Genomic DNA, 17,066 nt, shown 5'->3' on the forward strand with positions numbered 1-17,066 from the left:
GCCCTTTATGGCCCGGCTTTCTTTCCCGCTGGGGCGGAGGGCAATGGTTCCGTTATTCGTTCGTCGTACGGCTTATTTCTACGCTTTTGCTGCGAATAAAGAATCGGATGTCCGCCGACCGTCTACTCCTCCATTTTCCGCCGGAACCCGAGGAGCAGCACATCGATCGCCTCGGCGAAAGTCGCGTTCAATCGATCCATTAATTGATCGACCGTCTCCTCCGATTGGTTGTACGTTGCTACGATGCCATGCACCGTATAAACCATAATCCGGCTGTAAGCCAGCAGCCGGTCGTCCTCCTCTTCCAAGCGGAGACATTGCCGAATGCCCTCCATGAATTGGGCGAACAGCGCGTTGCGAAGCCGGTTCACCTCCAGTTCGGGCTCCGCTTCGTCCACCCGCACCGACTTGGTGACGAAGAAGATCGGATACATATTGCGGTTCGCCAGACAAAACCGAATAAACTCTTCGCCAATGCCCTTCACTTTATCCTCCGGGGCAAGCGCCTTCGATTGAAGAATGCTATCGAACCGCTCTTTCAATTGTTCCAACGGCGGCATGGACAGTTGATGCAGGAGCGCCGTTTTATCCTTGAAATAAATATAAATCGTCGTATGGGAGCAGCCCGCTTGTTTGGCAATTTCCCGCATCGTCACCGCATCGAATCCCCGTTCGGCGAATAAGGCGCCGGCTGCGGCCACGATCGCTCTTTTCGTTTCCTCGGAACGCAGTTCTTGTTTGTTCGCCATCTCTAACGAATCCCCCTCCCCTTTCGATCAGTAACCATCGGCTATAATATAACCAATGGTTATTTTTAAGTCAAGCAGGCGCATTGCCTTCCCCTCTTTCGCGATCCACCCTTATTTTACCACCCCACCCAAAAGATATTGGATGTTACAATGATTCCAGGTGACGACAAAACCATTCAACATCAAGCGGAGGTGCGTACAATTGACCAACAGCGCAAACAATATGCAGCGCAAGCTGATCGAAATCGAGGAAAGATTGCGGTACAGTTCCGAGCCTGCATATGTTTTTAAACGAGGCGACAAGGTTCAGGTAGGCAATTTCCATGACGCGATAGTGGAAGAAGTATTGCATGACGGGAAAACGTATTTGATCGATTATACGGAAGTAAGCCAAAATTACGGCGATCCGATTCGGCGCGAACATCAGAAGGGCTATTTCAGCTGGGTTCAAGTGCGAAAATATCAGGAGGAACAACCCGAAAGCATGATCCAAAATACGGATTTGAATTTGCGGTTCTCCTATCGGATGCTGATTGACCTGATCAATAGAGTGTACCATTACGGAGTCAATTTCGATCCCGAATATCAGCGGGGATACGTGTGGGAACCGGAGGACAAAGTCAAGCTTGTCGAGTCCGTCTTCAGCAATATCGACATCGGCAAATTCGCATTTATTCAATACGATACGAAAACATGGGTCAAACGGGGGTTCGGTTACGAAATTCTCGACGGGAAACAAAGGCTTCGCGCCATTATCGATTATTACGAGGACCGTTTCAGATGGCGCGGCAAAACGTTCAGCGAGCTCAGCCCGCGGGACCGAAACCATTTCCTTAATTATCCCGTCATTTTCGCGGAGCCGAAAGGATTATCGCGGGAGCAGACGCTCCGGTATTTCATCCTGTTGAATACGGTAGGCAAGGCGATGAGCCAGGAGCAATTGGATCAAGTGAAAGCGTTGCTGGAGGAGGGCCCGGAGGAAGCTTGACACTTGCGCCGATGCATTATATATTGGTCTTAAGACGAATAACATTCCATCTTCTAACAACGGGAAGCACCCGTAAGAGAGGCAGCCGCCTTTCTTGCAGGTGCTTTTTTTGTTGTTGCGCCGCTGTACCCGTTCCGAATCGTTATATTAAAGGAGGATCAACTTATGCTGTTTCAACGAATGACGGCGTTCCTCGCGACGCTAACCCTCGCTTTCGCCGCCCTGGCGCCCGCCGTTGCGGCCGCATCGTTCGAATTGTCCGCCACCGCCAAATCCAATCTCGCCAAACTAATCGCAGGCGCGGACAAGACGCAAGCAAGCCGGTTAACCAAGCTGAACGGCGATCTTCAGTCATTGCGGAAGCAAGATCAAAGCTTGGACGCGAAAATAAAAGCAATTCATTACAAGAACGAGGAAGAATTAGTCGTATTGCGGAAACAAATCAAAGAGATCGACGCCGATAAGGTAAACAAGCTGCAGCAGCAAGTCAAACAAGCCAAAGGCCGCTACCAACCGCTGTTCGACTCGTATACCGCCCTGAACAAGCAAATCGCCGCGGCAAGGCGGCTCAACAACAAAACATTGAACGCGCTGCTCCGAACGCAGGCGGATGCTATGAAGATCGCCGTTCAAGCGGCCCGTCAAGACATTCGCAACAAGGAACAATCGCTCAAAAACGCCAAAGATCAAGCGGCGAAAAAGAAAAAGAAGATGAACGATACGTTGGCCGGCGTCCATCCGGTTAAAGTGCAGCTGAAAGCGCAGCGCAGCAAGGTCGCCTCGACTAAGAAACTCGTTGCCTCCGCGGTCAAAAACGCGAATCAAGCGACGAAAGGAACGGCGAAAAACGCGGCCGATTCGCTCTCCTCTCTCGTTGCGGTATCGCGCCAGTTAGTTGACCAGAGGCAGCGAAACGCCGATCTGGAGCAGAAGGTGAGCGACATCATCGCCAAAGCGAAAACGCAACTGAAAACAATATGACAGGGATACTTTATAGAGTACCGGGGGATATTAATGGAAAAATAACGCAGTCGGCATGGTCTGTCGCTGCCGTCAACGCAAGAACAACCGAAGGAGATGGAAAGCTATGCCGCTGGAACGGATCAACGGAACGATGCTGTATTATGAAACGTATGGCGAAGGCGTCCCGATCGTCTTTATTCATCCCCCGCTGATTTCAAGCGCCAATTTTCGTTACCAACAGATGCAGTTATCCGACGAATTTCAAGTGATTACATTCGATATTCGGGGACATGGCCGAAGCGAACCGTCCCAAACGCCGGTCACCTATCCGCTCATTTGCGAAGACATCTTGCGTCTAATGGATCGCCTGAACATTGAGAAGGCATTCCTATGCGGCTACTCAACGGGAGGGTCGATCGCCTTGGAAGCGATGCTGTCCTATCCCGACCGCTTTCGCGGCGGCATATTGATCAGCGCGATGTCGGAGGCAAGCGATTTCTACCTGCGGGGCCGAATTCACGCCGCGATCGGGTTATCGTCATGGAAAGCAGCCATTCGCCTGCTTACGCTCGGCGTAACATGGGGCAACTCGGACAGTATGGCAACGTTTCGCCGCTTGATGAAGGACGCCTTGAAAGGAGACTGGCGCAATATTCGCCAATATTACAAGTACAGCTTGAACTATAACTGCACCAACCGTCTCCATGAAATCGACGCTCCCATCCTGCTGATGTTCGGCGGCAAGGACAAAAGCTTCAAACGTTATTGCCATCTGCTCCAGAAAGGGCTGCGCAAATTCAAACTGATTACGTTCCGCGAGGAAAATCACCGGCTTCCTACGTTAGCGGCGGATAAAACGAATCAAATGATCCGTTCGTGGATCCGCAACGAAATGCGGCGGAACGATCAAGCCGTTCCGGAGGAGACGATCCGCATACCGGAAGCTTATATCATCGGCGATCAAGCGGCCATGGGGGCGGAACGGCCGGAAAATAACTTGGAATAATTGTCCTATCCATTGTATAGTAGAGAAGTGCGCTCTACTACATAACGAATAGGATGAACTTAACATGAAACCCAGAGGTTGGAGCTTAATCGCATTATCGGGCATCGCCGTCGTTTTAACGATCGTCTTGTTGGTCTTGCTCGTGTACCCGAAAGATCTCATGCTGGCCGCCGCCGTGAAATCGCAGGACTACCGGAAGACGGAACGGCTGCTGAAGATGGGCGCCGATCCGAACGCCGGCGTTTCCCTCAATCCGCTTCACGTTGCGATTCGCGACGGCGAATTGGTGATGGTTCGCTTGCTGTTGGAACATGGCGCCGATCCCAATCTATCGGCCAATTACGGAAGCGGGGAACAAATCCTGATGCATCCGTTATCGTTGGCGATTAACCATAACAGGCACTCCGAGCCTTTCGTCCGTTTGTTGATCGGCGCAGGTGCCAATCCCGAGGAGGACGGATGGGCTTTGGAGACGGCGATCGAGAAAGGCGAGTTGAACGTCGTCAAGCTGTTAATCAAGCATGGCGGGGATCCCAATCAAGGGCTGCAATCCGCCGTAATGTCCGATCAAATCGAGATCGCGTCCTATCTGCTGGAACAAGGAGCCGACCCGAACGCCGGGGTCCAATTGGCGGAAATCACCTACAATCGCGACATGCTGCAGCTTCTGATCGAAGCGGGCGCATCTATCGATATGCGGAGCAGAGAAGAACGGAAACCGGAGGATTATACGACGACCGCGGACGGCAAAAAAATAAGGCTGCGATGAGAAAACCTCTATCGAGGGGTTTCGATATTGTGGCAAACAAAGGGCTGCCCCAAAATTTCGGGGCAGCCCTGTCGTTTCCAGATACGTTTATTATTGTGCTTAAATCTCCGGCGTTACCTGATCCTGAGGTGTGACGCCGTTATTCGCAGGAACGGGAGGCTCCTGCAGAACGACCTCGCCCGAAGCGCCGGACAACGCGTTTACGGTAGCGATCCGTCCGTCCGCGATGGAAAGGACGAATACGTGGTACGAGACGCCCGTACGGAGCGACGCGCCCGTAATATCCGTGTCGGAAGTCGTTAACGTGACGGAGCTGTTGCCGGTGCCGACCGACTTGTATCCGTACGAACCGATGCGGTTCGCCTCCGCCAGATTGAAGCTTCCGGCGGAACCGGACGGTACGACCATGACAGCGTAATACGCAATGCTAGATTCGTTGCTTGCTTTCGTAAAGCTTACTTGCATATTGGTGCCGTCCGCAATGGCGGTCACATTCGTGACGGCCGGTACGGCCAAGTCCGTCAACTGCACATCGACGGACGGAGCCGACAACGCGTTGGCGGAACCGCTTCTTGCATCCGCCACGGTCAAGACGAATACTTTGTACTTCACGCCGCGCGCCAAGCCGTTTCCATTCACATCGCGGGTGGAATCGGACAATCGCAGGCTAATATCTCTGCCTTGCTTCGCCACTTTCGTATAGTTGGCGGAGCCAACGGCGTTCGCCTCTCCGAGACGGAATCCGCCGGATTGATCCGAAGGAACGACCATGATGCGATATTCGGCCACATTCGCTTCATGGGAAGCTTTCACAAAGCTGACTTCGATATCGCGGCCGTCGCCGTAATTCGGAATCGCATAAGCGTTCAGTCCGGTCACGGCCGGTACGGCATAATTGCTCGTCAGCGTAATGTCCGTCGACGGAGACGAAAGCGCATTGCCGTTGTTTCCTGTTCCTACCGACAAGACGAAGATCCGGTAGCTGACTCCGTTTTTAATCGCCGATCCGTCCACGTCTCTCGCTCCGGAAGACAGCGTTTGGCTAATATTCCAGCCGGTTTTGTTCACCAGCGTGTAGTTTGCGCTCGATACGTTATTCGCGGCCGACAGGTTAAACCGGCCGGCATTCGCCGATTTGACTACCATAATGCGATAATGGCTAATGCTCGATTCGTCGGCGGCTTTATTGAACGTAACCAGCAAATCGCGGCCGTCGTTATAGTCGCTGACATCGCTTGCCGAGACATAATTGACGGGATATACGGTAGAGCTGTTCGACAACGTAATCGATGCGGACGGGCTGGATAACGCATTGCCGTTATAATTGTTCCCGACCGACAGGACGAATACGGTATAGCTCGTGCCGTTGCGAATCAGCGATCCGTCCACGTCTCTCGCGCTGGAGCTCAGCGTCAAGCTGAGATCTCTTCCCGTTTTGTTCACCGACGTATAGTTTGAGCTTGAAACGTTGTTGGCCGCCGATAAGTTGAATCGATGCGCGTCTGCCGTTTTCACAACCATGACGCGGTAATGATGAATCACGGATTCGTCGGACGCGCGATAAAACTCTACTTTCATGTCGCGGCCGTCATTATAATTGCTGACATCGTTCACGGTGACGTTGGTCGCCGTGCCGACAACCGCGCTGTTCGACAGCGCAATCGCTTGAGAAGGCGCCGACAGTACGTTATCGTACGATTTCGAATCGCTCGAGACTGCCATGACGAACAAGCGGTACGTTTCGCCGTTGCGGATGGAATGGCCGTCTACGTCGTTCGCGTAAGAAGGCAGCGTGACGCTAATGTTGTTGCCCGTCTTGGATACATCGTAATATCTGCCGTACGATACTTTATTCGCAGCCTCCAAGTTAAAGTTGGAAGCGTCTTTCAGTTTTACGGCAAAAATGCGGTAATAGCCTACTTTCCATTCTTCGGACGATTTCGTGAAGCTGATTTGCAAATCGCGGCCGTCGCCGTAGTTGCTCACATCTTCTACTTTCGTAATGACAGGCACTGCCATCGAACTGTTCAACGTAATCGAGGAAGATCCTGACGACAGCTTGCTTGGAGCCGAATTCGGCTGGCTGCTCACCGACAGGACGAAGACCGTGTACGGCACGCCGTTGCGGATCAGATCGCCCGATACGTCTCTGGAAGACGAGCTTAACGTCGTTGTCGAAGAGCCCGTTCTGTTGACGACGGTGGAATAAGAGCTCGGCACCGCGTTGGCTTTCGCCAGCGTGAACTCGCTCGCATCCTTCGTTTTCACGACCATAATCCGATAGTTTGCGATATTCGCGTCATTGCCCGGCTTCGTGAAGCTGACCCGCAAATCGCGGCCGTCGCCGTAGTCGTTCACATCGCTAACTTTGATATCCGTTGCCGCCTTCACCGCCGAATCGCCGGAAATCGTCACGGTCCGGGAAGGATGGGAAAGCGCGTATTTGTTCGACGCTTTGCCGACCGACAAGACGAATACGGCATAATCGCGGTCCGCACGCAGCAGATCGCCGTCCGTATCCCGGGTTTGCGAATTGAACGAAACGGTCTGGTTAATGCCCTGCCCCTTCACAACTGTATAATCTCGGGAAGAAACGGATTGCGCCTTGGCAAGCGTAAAGTTTGACACCCTATCCGCTTTAACGACCATGACGCGGTAATGATCGACATAGGCGTCGCTGGACGCTTTCGTGAAGCTGGCTTCCAGATCCCGCCCGTCGCCTTTCTCTCCGACGATGCGCGCATTCACATTATAAGCTGCGCCGACATCGCCCGAAGTCGTAATATATACGGTCTTGGCGCTGGAATTCCAATCGACAGTTTCACCGAGCGCTTCGCTGACAAAGCGGACCGGAACCATCGTTCTTCCTTTGATCGCTTGCGCGGGAACATCCAGCGAAACGGTCGCATTATTGATGGTCGCCGTTTTCGAACCCATTCTCAGTTGAACGGTCGTTCCGTCTTTCACGGCCGTTACCGTCTTCGACTTCGGTTCCCAATCTACATAAGCATTTAAAGCTTCGAATATGGCTCGCATCGGCAGCAAGACTCTGCCTCCAACCGAAACCGGAGCCTGGTCCGTCGACAGTTTGACGCCGTCGATATAAATGCTGATCGGTTGAGCTGCGTGTACTTGCGATTGCAGCGATAGCGTAAGCACCATCGCCACTGCCACGAGCGCTGACAATATTTTTCTCACACCTTCATCCTCCTGTTTGAATTCAACTTCATGTGTTCTTCCCTTTGTTATCTAAACGCTCCAACCCCGCCAAAAGTTTCTGCCCCGCAAAAAATAAATAAATGTCTAAATTAGGAAATCGGTATTTTATCCCGGTATAGCGCGATGTTCGGCCGCCGCAAACGCGGCAAAACAAAAGGATGCGCCAGCAACATCATCATGATGCGGCACATCCTTCGCATAAAAAGTTCGAATCGAACGATTCTTTTCTTACAGCATCTGCACCCGACCCGTTTCGAGCGAGGTCCGGATGGACTCCATGATGCCGAGCACTTCGCGGACTTCGGCAGGCGGTACGATCTCGGACATGCGGTTCTTGCCGATGCAGTCTATAAAATGCTCCAACTCAAGCTGAAACGCGTCTTGCCGTTCCACGGTCACCTCGGTTTCCCTTCCGTCGCGATACAGCATAAATCGGACAGCGGCGGAGTCGCGCGTTTCCAGATTATGACCCGCGGCGTAGCGGAAATCGAGCGTCCCTCCGGTTCCGTTGGCACGCAGCGCCATCGTAAACGGAAACCCTTCCGCCATTTGGTTCGAACATTCGATACTTGCCTTGCTGCCGTTCCGGAACGACAAGCTGGTGGCGATCTGATCCCAAGCGCCGTTCGCGCTTTGCCGGCCGATCGCATACACCGATTCGACCGGACCGAGCAAATGCCGCATAAAATCGATGTCGTGCAAGTGGAGATCGAACAGCGCGCCCCCGCTCTTGGACACGTCTTGAAACCACCCGCTCCAGTTCGGCGTCTGGGCCAATCGTTCCGCTCGAACAACCTCGACGTTTCCGATCCGTCCTTCGTCGCAAATCCGCTTCATCGCTTGATATTCCGGCCAGAAGCGGAGCACTTGCCCCACGAGCAGCTTTACTCCCGCCTTATCGGCCTCTTCGTATATTCGGCCGGCCGCTTCCAATGTCAATGTCAACGGTTTTTCGCACATGATATGTTTTCCCGCTCGAGCGGCCATCACCGCAAATTTCTCATGCAGAAACGTAGGGACGCAAATATCGACCCATTGAATCTCTTCGGCCCGCAACATTTCTTCCGCTGTAGAATAATACCGGCACCGGTATCGTTTCGCCGTCTCTTGCCCCGCCGCTTCGTTCCCCTCGGCGAACGCTGCGATTTCAACGTTAGCCATTCGTTCGTATACATCGGCATGCGTTTTTGCCATAAACCCCGCGCCGATGATGCCGACTTTCAACATATGTTCACCTCCGATCTGACGCGGACGGGACCTCCGTGAGTATCAGAGGCACTATTTTTTGCGTAATTTGCTCAAATTGCTCAATATGACCGCCACGACGATAATGCCTCCCGTAATCGCCGTCTGCAGGTAAGAGTTGACCGACAAAATCGTCATCGCATTGGAGATCAGGCCGATCATGACGACGCCGAGGAAGGCGCCGCCGATCGTGCCGCGTCCGCCCTCGAACGTAACTCCGCCGATAATGGCCGCGGTCAAAGCGGACAACTCGTATCCTTGTCCCGCAGTCGCCACGATCGAATCGAGGCGGGAAACGAGCACGATCGAAGCCAGGCCCGCGATGCCGCCGCTAATGCCGTACGTGACGATTTTATAACGGTCGACGGGAATGCCGGACAAGTAGGCGTTCTCTTCATTGCCCCCGATCGACACGATTCTGCGGCCGAACTTCGTATAGTTCAGCAAGATGAAAGCGAGCACAACCGTAACGAACAAAAATACAAGCGTGAACGGGAAAATGCCGAAAAACTTTGTGCGCCCGATAAATTCAAACTGCCCGCCGAAATTCATGAATTTGCCTTCCGACACAATGAGCGCGATGCCGAAATAGACGCTTCCCATTCCGAGCGTAATGATCAGCGGCATCACTTTGCTCTTGCTGACGATCAATCCGTTGATGAGGCCGCATGCCAAGCCGACGGCAAGGCCGGCCGCAACCGCAACTCCGACGGAGCCGCCGCTCATCATGATTTTCGAGATGACGACTCCGCTCAAAGCCATAATGCTTCCGATCGACAGATCGATTCCGCCGGAAATAAGCAATAGCGCCATCGCCATCGTTAAAATGCCCAGTACCGAAACTTGCTGAAAAATCGCAAAAATATTCGTTAAACTAAAAAAATTGCTGTTAATGCTGCCGACCGCCGCCGACACGAGCACAATTACGCAGAGCAAAATAAATTTCTGGTTTTTCATCAGCGTCTCTTTGCTCTTCAATCCGGCCAGAATCTCACTCATCTGCAGTCACCTCTAATGCGCTTTTAATGATCGCTTCCTCCGAAATCATGTCCTTCGTCAATTCCTTCGCGATTCGCCCTTGCCGGACGACGAGAATCCGGTCGCTCATCGAAATCAGCTCCGGCATATCGGAAGAGATCATTATGATGGATTTCCCCTCTTTGGTCAGCGCGGACATCACTTTGTAGAATTCCGTCTTGGAATTGACGTCGATGCCGCGTGTCGGTTCGTCGAAAATGAATATGTCGGCGCCGGCAAACAGCCATTTGCCCAGCACGACCTTCTGCTGGTTGCCGCCGCTTAAATATTTCACCTCTTTAAACAAAGACGATGTTTTCACATTCAAGTCCCGGGCGATCGGCTCGATCAGCGGAGCATGCTGTTTCACATTGACGAACCATCCCGGTACCCGTTTATCCATCCCGACGACCGTCATATTCTCGACGATGCTGTGGCCGAGCATGAGTCCGAGCCTTTGCCGGTCCTCCGTAATATGCGCGATGCCCGCCTCGATTCCGTCTTTCGGATTTTTGACGCTCAGCTTCTTCCCTTTGAAAACCATTTCGCCGCTGTAATGTTTATCCGCACCCGAAAGAGCGCGCACGATTTCCGTGCGTCCCGAACCGACCATGCCGGCGATGCCCAAAATTTCCCCTTCCCTTAGCGTAAAATGAATGGGCGGAGAATCTTTGCGGAGCTTCAAGTCTCTAACCTCCAGAACGACATCGCCGATCGGATGCTCTTCTTTGGAATAGAACATATCGACGGGACGCCCGACCATATCTTTCGTAATTAATCCCAAATCGATGTCCTTGTTCTCGTTGAAGTAGGTATTGACTACGGCGCCGTCGCGAATGACGGTAACGCGGTCCGCGATTTGCGCGACCTCTTTCAGGAAGTGGGAGATGTAGATAATGCTGATTCCTTTGCCGGCGATTTTCCGGACCAGCTTCAACACGCGGCCCGCATCCTCCACGTTGAACATGGATGTCGGTTCGTCCATAATAAGCAGCTTCGGCTCCATCACCAGCGCTTTTAATATTTTCACGAACTGCTGCTCCGCCACGCTGAGATGTTCGATTCTCCGATACGGATCGAGCTCGATGCCAAGAAACTTCATATCTTCCATCGTTTTCGCCAGCATCGCCTTCCGGTCGACGAAACCGAACCGATTCGTTTTTTCGTGTCCGACGAAAATATTCTCCACGATGTTCATCGTCGGCACGAGCAAATTCTCTTGATAAATGATGTTGATCCCGCACTGACGGGCAAGCTGCGGCGTTAACGTCGAATATTCTTCTCCTCCTACCGCAATCTTGCCGCTGTCGGGAATATACGCTCCCGACAGCACCTTCATCAGCGTGGATTTGCCTGCGCCGTTCTCGCCGACGAGGCAATGCACTTCCCCGGCGTAGACGTCGAGCGTAATGTCCGACAAAGCCCGTACGCCGGAAAAGCTTTTTACGATACGCTTCATTTCAATAAAGGGTTGCTTGCTTTCGTAAATGCTGTTCATGCCGTATCGACCTTATTCGAATCCGCCGATATATTCAACCGCCAAGTCGTTCACTTGCCAACTGATTGCGCTTTGCAACGATTCCTTCGTCACCGGAATAATCGGCAATGTGATGAATTTATCCGGCGTTTTGCCGTGGGCATGCTGGTACAAGTTTTTGAACGTAATGAGTCCTTGCAGCGATACCGGCGCGGACATCGTCGCGGTCAATTCGCCGTCCTCGATCATTTTCAGTCCGTCCGGGCCTCCGCCGGTGGATACGACTTTCACTTTGTCTTGCAAACCGGCTTCTTTCAAAGCGTTCATGACGCCTTTCGCTTGCATTTCATTGTTGGCGAATACGACATCGAATTCTTTGCCCGTTTGAATAAAGTTTTGCGTTACATTCATCGATTTTTCCGTTTCCCAATCGCCGTGAACGACGTCCACAAGCGTCACTTTGTCTTCGGCTTCCTGCAAGGCGCGGTCGACGCCTTCCTGGTACGTTTCATATACGCCCGAGCCTTTGGCGCCGGCTACAAACAGCACTTTGGAGCCCGGCCAAGTCGCGGCGATGAATTCGATCGCTTTCGCCCCGATCACATCGTATTCCGCGGCAACCGTGGAAATATAGTCGCCCGCATTATCGCCCGGCTTCAAGTTTTCGAACGTGACCGGAATGCCCGCGTCGTTGGCCATTTTGCTCAGCGTAGCCGCTTGTTCGGGCGAGATCGGATAGATGGAAATGCCGTCGACTTTTTTCGAGATCAATTCTTCCATGAGCGATACCGATTTTTCCAGATTATTTTCCGCATCCAATATAACCGTCTCGACCCCAGTCTGCTTGCCGGCATACTCGAACGCCTCGGCGCCGTACATATTCCACATATCTTTCATGTTGTAAGCGATGTAGCCGAATTTCAGCTTTTTGTCTTGCGACGTTTCCGCCGGTTTGTTGTTTTCGGCGGACGGCGTTTCGTTGCTCTCTGTTTTTGCGCCGCAGCCGAATAAAGCGATCGACATCGTCAATACCAGCAATAACCCCAACCATTGTGACGTTCTCTTTTTCATGCTTGTGAATCCTCCTGTTATTTGATTTATCTGAACGCTAGCGGGAGCTAGCGGTTCATTTGCAACATGACCGTTTGAATCGCCCGGTACGAGTCCGCGACCGCTTGATCCACTTCTTCCAAGCCGGAAGGTCCTGCCGACGTAAATTCGATTTCGACGCTGAGCGGAGCGGTGCAGTTCGTCGTTTGCAAAATGCGGAACACTTTCGCAAAATCGATATCCCCCTCGCCGATCGCGGGGAAATTCCAAATTTGTTCGAACCCGATTTTATCCTTCAAATGGATGAATTCCACGCGGTCGGACGACTGCTGCAAATCTTCGTAAGGAACGGTCCGCCCGTAGAAAATAACGTTGGCCGTATCGTAATTGACCCCGATAAACCGCGAATCGCATTGTTCCACCAACGCCTTGACCGCCTTGCCGGTTGCATAGTTGTTGCCGTGCGTTTCGATCGTTAGGGTGATGCCGGCACTTTCGCACATCTTGGCAAGCGGTTTCAAAACGCGGAGCAGCTCGCTTTCATCCTCGATGACATCATGGTCGTCATGCGCGTCGCCTGTCGATGTCACGATATATTTGCACCCAAGCCTGCTCGCCAAACGAATGCTTTGTTCAAAATTGGATACTCCCTCTGCGCTGTTTAAATTGCTGTGCGCTCCAAGCGCGATGCACTCCAGGCCGTGATTCGCCAATTTCGCCTTGACATCCCGGATTTCGTCGCCGCTCATCTCCCATCTGACATGCTCCGTATACCCGCGAACGGCGGCAAGCTCGATATAACGGAAACCGGCCTTCGCCGTCCCCCGGATCGCTTCGTCCAGCGAAAATCCGTGATACGTATTGCTGTTGAGGCATAGCAAGTTTTTCATGCCAACCTTCCTTTCAAGTTGAAATGTAATCCATTACATTTTTCTGCATTGGCGACGCATAAAATAAAACTGGTACTGATTAAGCCTTTTTATTTCCGTTTTTATCAACCCTGCTGTTCCGTCATAAATACCTTATGTAATCGTTTTCTATAAATTTAATTTGTATTCTATTACCATTTCATTTTTCTGTCAACTGCCCATTGCAGATTTTCTTACATTGTTTGCGTGACGCCCGTTTCCGGCTTATCCTTTCGTTTGACATCATATTTGTTTTTCATATATAATTCCGTAAACGATTACAATTTTGCCAAGATTAACGGATTTTGGAGACCCTATTTTGTCCGAGAATGCTATTACGAGTTAACGGATTTTGAGGGCGCTATCGATCTGGGAGGGAGCAGCAACGGACAAAATTTGTCCCTGCCTTCCCGAATTTTCACTTTTCGTCTCGCTAACGGACCTGTATGAGGTTGTCGATGAGGTATAAGCGTGGATCGCGCATTATGTATGAATTTTCGTACATAATTACAGGATCCTGACTCGAATCGCGGTTTGTGTATGAATTTTCGAATGAAATCGACTGATTCGATGCGTGTGCCGCTCGTTTTGTATGATTTTTCGCATACATTTTACAGGATCCGGGCTCAAATCGCGCATTGTGTACGAATTTTCGAATGAAATCGACTGATTTGATGCGTGTGCCGCACAAAGCGTATGATTTTCCCTATACATTTTGCGCACTCTCGCAGATTTCAAGTTTTGTACAAAAATCCGTTGTATTTAATGGCACCATCCCAACCGGGAAATGTAATATCGCCTATGCTCGTAGAGGATAAATTGCAATAAGCGCAGAGGAAAAATGAACCAAAATTTGATAAAATATTATTATTTAAAAAAGAAGGGCGCATGTACCTATGGTTACCATTCAAGACGTCGCTAAGGAAGCCGGGGTTTCCGTCGCCACCGTCTCGCGCGTGATCAACCGCCATTCGGCCGTTTCCGCCCGCGCCAAAAAAGCCGTGGAAGACGCGATCCGCAAACTGAATTACGAGCCGAACATTTTGGGCCGAAATTTACGGACTTCCAGCACCCATATGATCTTGACCATTTTGCCGAGCATCTCCAATCCGTTCTATTCGAAAGTGCTGCAAGGAATTGAAGATACGGCGCGCAAAGAAAATTACTACATTCTCGTATGCGAGACAGACTCGTCTTCAGAGATTCAAAGCTTTTATTTAAACATGGCCAAACAGCGGATCGCCGACGGAATCATTTCGCTCGACCCTACCGTGGAGCAGGTTCTGACTGCGGAGTTGGACCGGAGCTACCCCGTCATACAATGCGGCGACAAGACGCTGGATGAGCGAATTCCTTTTGTCGGGATCGACAATGTCAGCGCCGCGTACAAGGCGGTCAAATATTTGATCGCGATCGGCCACGAGCGAATAGCGCTGATCAGCTCGAGCGAACAATACAAGTACGCGGTCGACCGCCGCCAAGGCTATACGCAAGCATTGGAGGAAGCCGGCATACCGGTCCGGCGGCAATATATTTGCTACAGCGACCTCAACTACGATCACGGGCTGCAGACGATGAGAACGCTGCTTCATCTTGACGTGCCTCCGACCGCCGTATTCGCCGTCGGCGACGTGCTCGCGATCGGCGCGCTGAAAGCGATCCGCGATGCGGGCCTCCGCTGTCCCGAAGACGTGGCGGTAGTCGGCTTCGACAACATCCCGTTCGCCAGCATGATGAATCCGACCTTAACGACGGTAGCGCAGCCGATGTACGAAATGGGCTGCGAAGCGGCCCGTATTCTGATCAACAAGCTCAAGAACAAAAAAAGCGAGATGCAAACGCTCATCATGCCGCATGAGCTGATCATCCGCGAATCGACATCGGTATAAACGCCTTCTGTCGGGCTTGGCGGGGCGCAGGTATCGAGCTTTTGAATAGGCGGCGGTCCGGGGTGGCGTTGCCTGTGACAGTGCTGCGGTGGTCGCGTTGCGGTTCGTTGGCGGCGCGATGGAGAGCAGGCCCCGCAAGCATGGAAGCTATGGCGGGCGACGGCGGCTTCATAGCGCCTGCCTCCATGGCGCGATCTTGAGGTTCCCGCCTTCCGGGGCATGACCCAATCGCCCCCTTACTTTCCAGGGAGGAGTTATTGAGTATGGCTCAATTCGGGTTACCGTAGATTCAAAACTTTTGCATCAATTGTTTTTAGAAAATTCTCAAGTTACCGGGGTAGGGGCGTTACTTTAATCTGTATTCAATCAAATATTACAAGCACAGGCAACAGAAAAACTTCAAGCGGAACGTTATGAGCGTACGGAAGAACGTCTTGCTTATCGAAATGGAACTTACCCTCATGACTCGTGTAGGCAACCTGACGCTGCATGTTCCGGTCTTTATAGATGGAAAATTCTCTACGGAGTTGTTTGCTCGTTATCAACGAGGTGAGCAGGCCCTTGTGCTTGCGATGAGGGGAGTACCTTTCGTCATCGTTGGTGCTCTTTACACAAAAGCCCGTGAAGACGGGTGAGTGCGCTCACGAGGCGATCTCGACCGGTATCAATCTAGAAGGAATCGGGAACTTCTCGGACTTTTCATCGGGGACACCGAGTCACAATCTAACTGAGGGGGGAGTTCTTCAGCCATCTGAAGCAACGTGGGTTACATAGGGTAGAGATTAAAAGCGACCACCATGGCGGTTTAGTCTTGTGCTGTTCGTCAACATTTTCAAGGCGTGACCTAGCAAAGATGTCAAATCCACTTGATGAAGAACATACTGGATACTTCTTCGAAAGGAAATCGCAGCGAAATCAAGCACACGTTCGTACAATCTTTGGAGCAGCAAATCCACAAACAGCACGCACGTTATTAAAGCAAACGATCGAGAAATTTCAAGAACAAGTTCCAAAGGTAATGAACATCTGGAGGAAGCATTTGAAGACGCTACCAGTGTGCTTGCCCTCCATCTGATCAGAACTCGTACACGGACGACAAACGCTATAGAACGTTTAAACGCCGAAATCCGACATTGTGGACGCGTCATTCGCATCTTTTCGAAATCGAGACTCTGTGATTCGTCTCATAGGCGCCCTCCTCATAGAACAAGATGAGAAATGAGCACCAAGATAAAAGAGTTCCTTGAGTAGCGTAAAGCCAAGTCCAAGGACAAATCCAACGTAATTCGGACTAGCTAATTCTTTTAGAGGATTTTCACACAAATCCCCCATGGCCTGACGACCATCGCCATAAATGAAAATAGAGTTGCAAACTGTATCCGTTTTTGGGGTAATTAATATGGGCAGATCATAGGTCGAAAGCTTTTTGGTGTATCAATACCGTACACAAATCGGACCAACTGCAACCACGAGAATCGCCGATTGTCACTACGAGTACGAGTACAAAGTATCATTTGTACAAGGTTGCATGATCTCCCTTCAATACCTCAGAAGGAGCTGTTTGTTTTGGATGCGATTTTGGAACGGTGTGCTGGATTGGATATCCACCAGGATAACGTCGTGGCTTGCTTTCTATACGGCTCATTGGATAAGAAGCCATCGAAAGAAATCGAAACATTTGGAACAACAACCGATGAACTGATTCGCCTGTTGGACTGGCTTCAAGACCGGGAATGTGTCCATGTCGCCATGGAAAGCACAGGCGTCTACTGGAAACCTGTGTGGA

Annotated in this window: 14 protein-coding genes and 2 pseudogenes; 8 read left to right on the top strand and 8 right to left on the bottom strand. The window is 51.5% G+C overall.

Features of this window, described 5'->3' with window-relative positions; translation table 11 throughout:
* Positions 1-122 precede the first annotated feature (122 nt).
* The gene (locus LQ229_RS18735) at positions 123-749 is read right to left on the bottom strand and encodes a TetR/AcrR family transcriptional regulator (protein ID WP_216538058.1); all 627 of its coding nucleotides are present in this window, start codon (positions 747-749) and stop codon (positions 123-125) included.
* A 202-nt stretch (positions 750-951) separates the two neighbouring features.
* Here LQ229_RS18735 and LQ229_RS18740 point away from each other — a divergent pair, with 202 nt between their 5' ends.
* From LQ229_RS18740 to LQ229_RS18755, 4 genes are all read left to right on the top strand, one after another.
* Entirely contained in the window at positions 952-1,737 is a 786-nt protein-coding gene (locus LQ229_RS18740) for a DUF262 domain-containing protein (protein ID WP_230192538.1), read from the top strand.
* Between the two features lie 165 nt (positions 1,738-1,902).
* Positions 1,903-2,718 carry a hypothetical protein gene (locus tag LQ229_RS18745; protein ID WP_230192539.1) on the top strand — a complete coding sequence of 272 codons (816 nt, stop codon included), beginning with the start codon at positions 1,903-1,905 and terminating at the stop codon, positions 2,716-2,718.
* A 106-nt stretch (positions 2,719-2,824) separates the two neighbouring features.
* Positions 2,825-3,706: an alpha/beta hydrolase gene (locus tag LQ229_RS18750; protein WP_216540727.1), complete on the top strand. Its 882-nt coding sequence runs from the start codon at positions 2,825-2,827 to the stop codon at positions 3,704-3,706.
* Positions 3,707-3,770: 64 nt separating this feature from the next.
* Entirely contained in the window at positions 3,771-4,475 is a 705-nt protein-coding gene (locus LQ229_RS18755) for an ankyrin repeat domain-containing protein (protein WP_216540728.1), read from the top strand.
* Between the two features lie 99 nt (positions 4,476-4,574).
* Here the strand turns inward: LQ229_RS18755 and LQ229_RS18760 are convergent, their stop codons facing one another.
* From LQ229_RS18760 to LQ229_RS18785, 6 genes are all read right to left on the bottom strand, one after another.
* Complete coding sequence (locus LQ229_RS18760; RefSeq protein WP_230192540.1) at positions 4,575-7,673, bottom strand: copper amine oxidase N-terminal domain-containing protein; 3,099 nt, start codon at positions 7,671-7,673, stop codon at positions 4,575-4,577.
* A gap of 249 nt (positions 7,674-7,922) precedes the next feature.
* Positions 7,923-8,921, bottom strand: coding sequence for a Gfo/Idh/MocA family oxidoreductase (locus LQ229_RS18765; RefSeq protein WP_230192541.1), 999 nt, complete (start codon positions 8,919-8,921; stop codon positions 7,923-7,925).
* A 51-nt stretch (positions 8,922-8,972) separates the two neighbouring features.
* On the bottom strand, positions 8,973-9,938 hold the full coding sequence (locus LQ229_RS18770) for an ABC transporter permease (RefSeq protein ID WP_216540731.1): 966 nt from the start codon (positions 9,936-9,938) through the stop codon (positions 8,973-8,975).
* The gene (locus LQ229_RS18775; RefSeq protein ID WP_230192542.1) at positions 9,931-11,415 is read right to left on the bottom strand and encodes a sugar ABC transporter ATP-binding protein; all 1,485 of its coding nucleotides are present in this window, start codon (positions 11,413-11,415) and stop codon (positions 9,931-9,933) included. The genes LQ229_RS18770 and LQ229_RS18775 overlap by 8 nt, the downstream gene beginning before the upstream one ends.
* 51 nt (positions 11,416-11,466) lie before the next feature.
* A complete protein-coding gene (locus tag LQ229_RS18780) occupies positions 11,467-12,504 on the bottom strand; it encodes a sugar ABC transporter substrate-binding protein (protein ID WP_230192543.1) in 1,038 nt (345 codons plus the stop codon).
* Positions 12,505-12,551: 47 nt separating this feature from the next.
* The gene (locus tag LQ229_RS18785) at positions 12,552-13,373 is read right to left on the bottom strand and encodes a sugar phosphate isomerase/epimerase family protein (RefSeq protein ID WP_230192544.1); all 822 of its coding nucleotides are present in this window, start codon (positions 13,371-13,373) and stop codon (positions 12,552-12,554) included.
* A 914-nt stretch (positions 13,374-14,287) separates the two neighbouring features.
* Here LQ229_RS18785 and LQ229_RS18790 point away from each other — a divergent pair.
* Complete coding sequence (locus LQ229_RS18790; RefSeq protein WP_216540736.1) at positions 14,288-15,280, top strand: LacI family DNA-binding transcriptional regulator; 993 nt, start codon at positions 14,288-14,290, stop codon at positions 15,278-15,280.
* Here the strand turns inward: LQ229_RS18790 and LQ229_RS18795 are convergent.
* Positions 15,255-15,452 (bottom strand): hypothetical protein, encoded by a 198-nt coding sequence (locus LQ229_RS18795; protein ID WP_230192545.1) that lies wholly within the window; start codon positions 15,450-15,452, stop codon positions 15,255-15,257. The genes LQ229_RS18790 and LQ229_RS18795 overlap by 26 nt on opposite strands.
* 198 nt (positions 15,453-15,650) lie before the next feature.
* On the opposite strand from LQ229_RS18795, the pseudogene LQ229_RS27340 reads away from it, so the two are divergent.
* The 3 genes and pseudogenes from LQ229_RS27340 to LQ229_RS18805 all read left to right on the top strand — a co-directional run.
* Positions 15,651-15,915: pseudogene (locus LQ229_RS27340) on the top strand (transposase).
* Between the two features lie 146 nt (positions 15,916-16,061).
* A pseudogene (locus tag LQ229_RS27345) lies at positions 16,062-16,495 on the top strand (transposase).
* A 351-nt stretch (positions 16,496-16,846) separates the two neighbouring features.
* The coding region (locus tag LQ229_RS18805) for an IS110 family transposase (protein WP_230192546.1) at positions 16,847-17,066 on the top strand (220 nt) is incomplete at its 3' end.

Source organism: Paenibacillus sp. CECT 9249 (genome assembly GCF_918697855.1).
Lineage (GTDB): Bacteria > Bacillota > Bacilli > Paenibacillales > Paenibacillaceae > MSJ-34.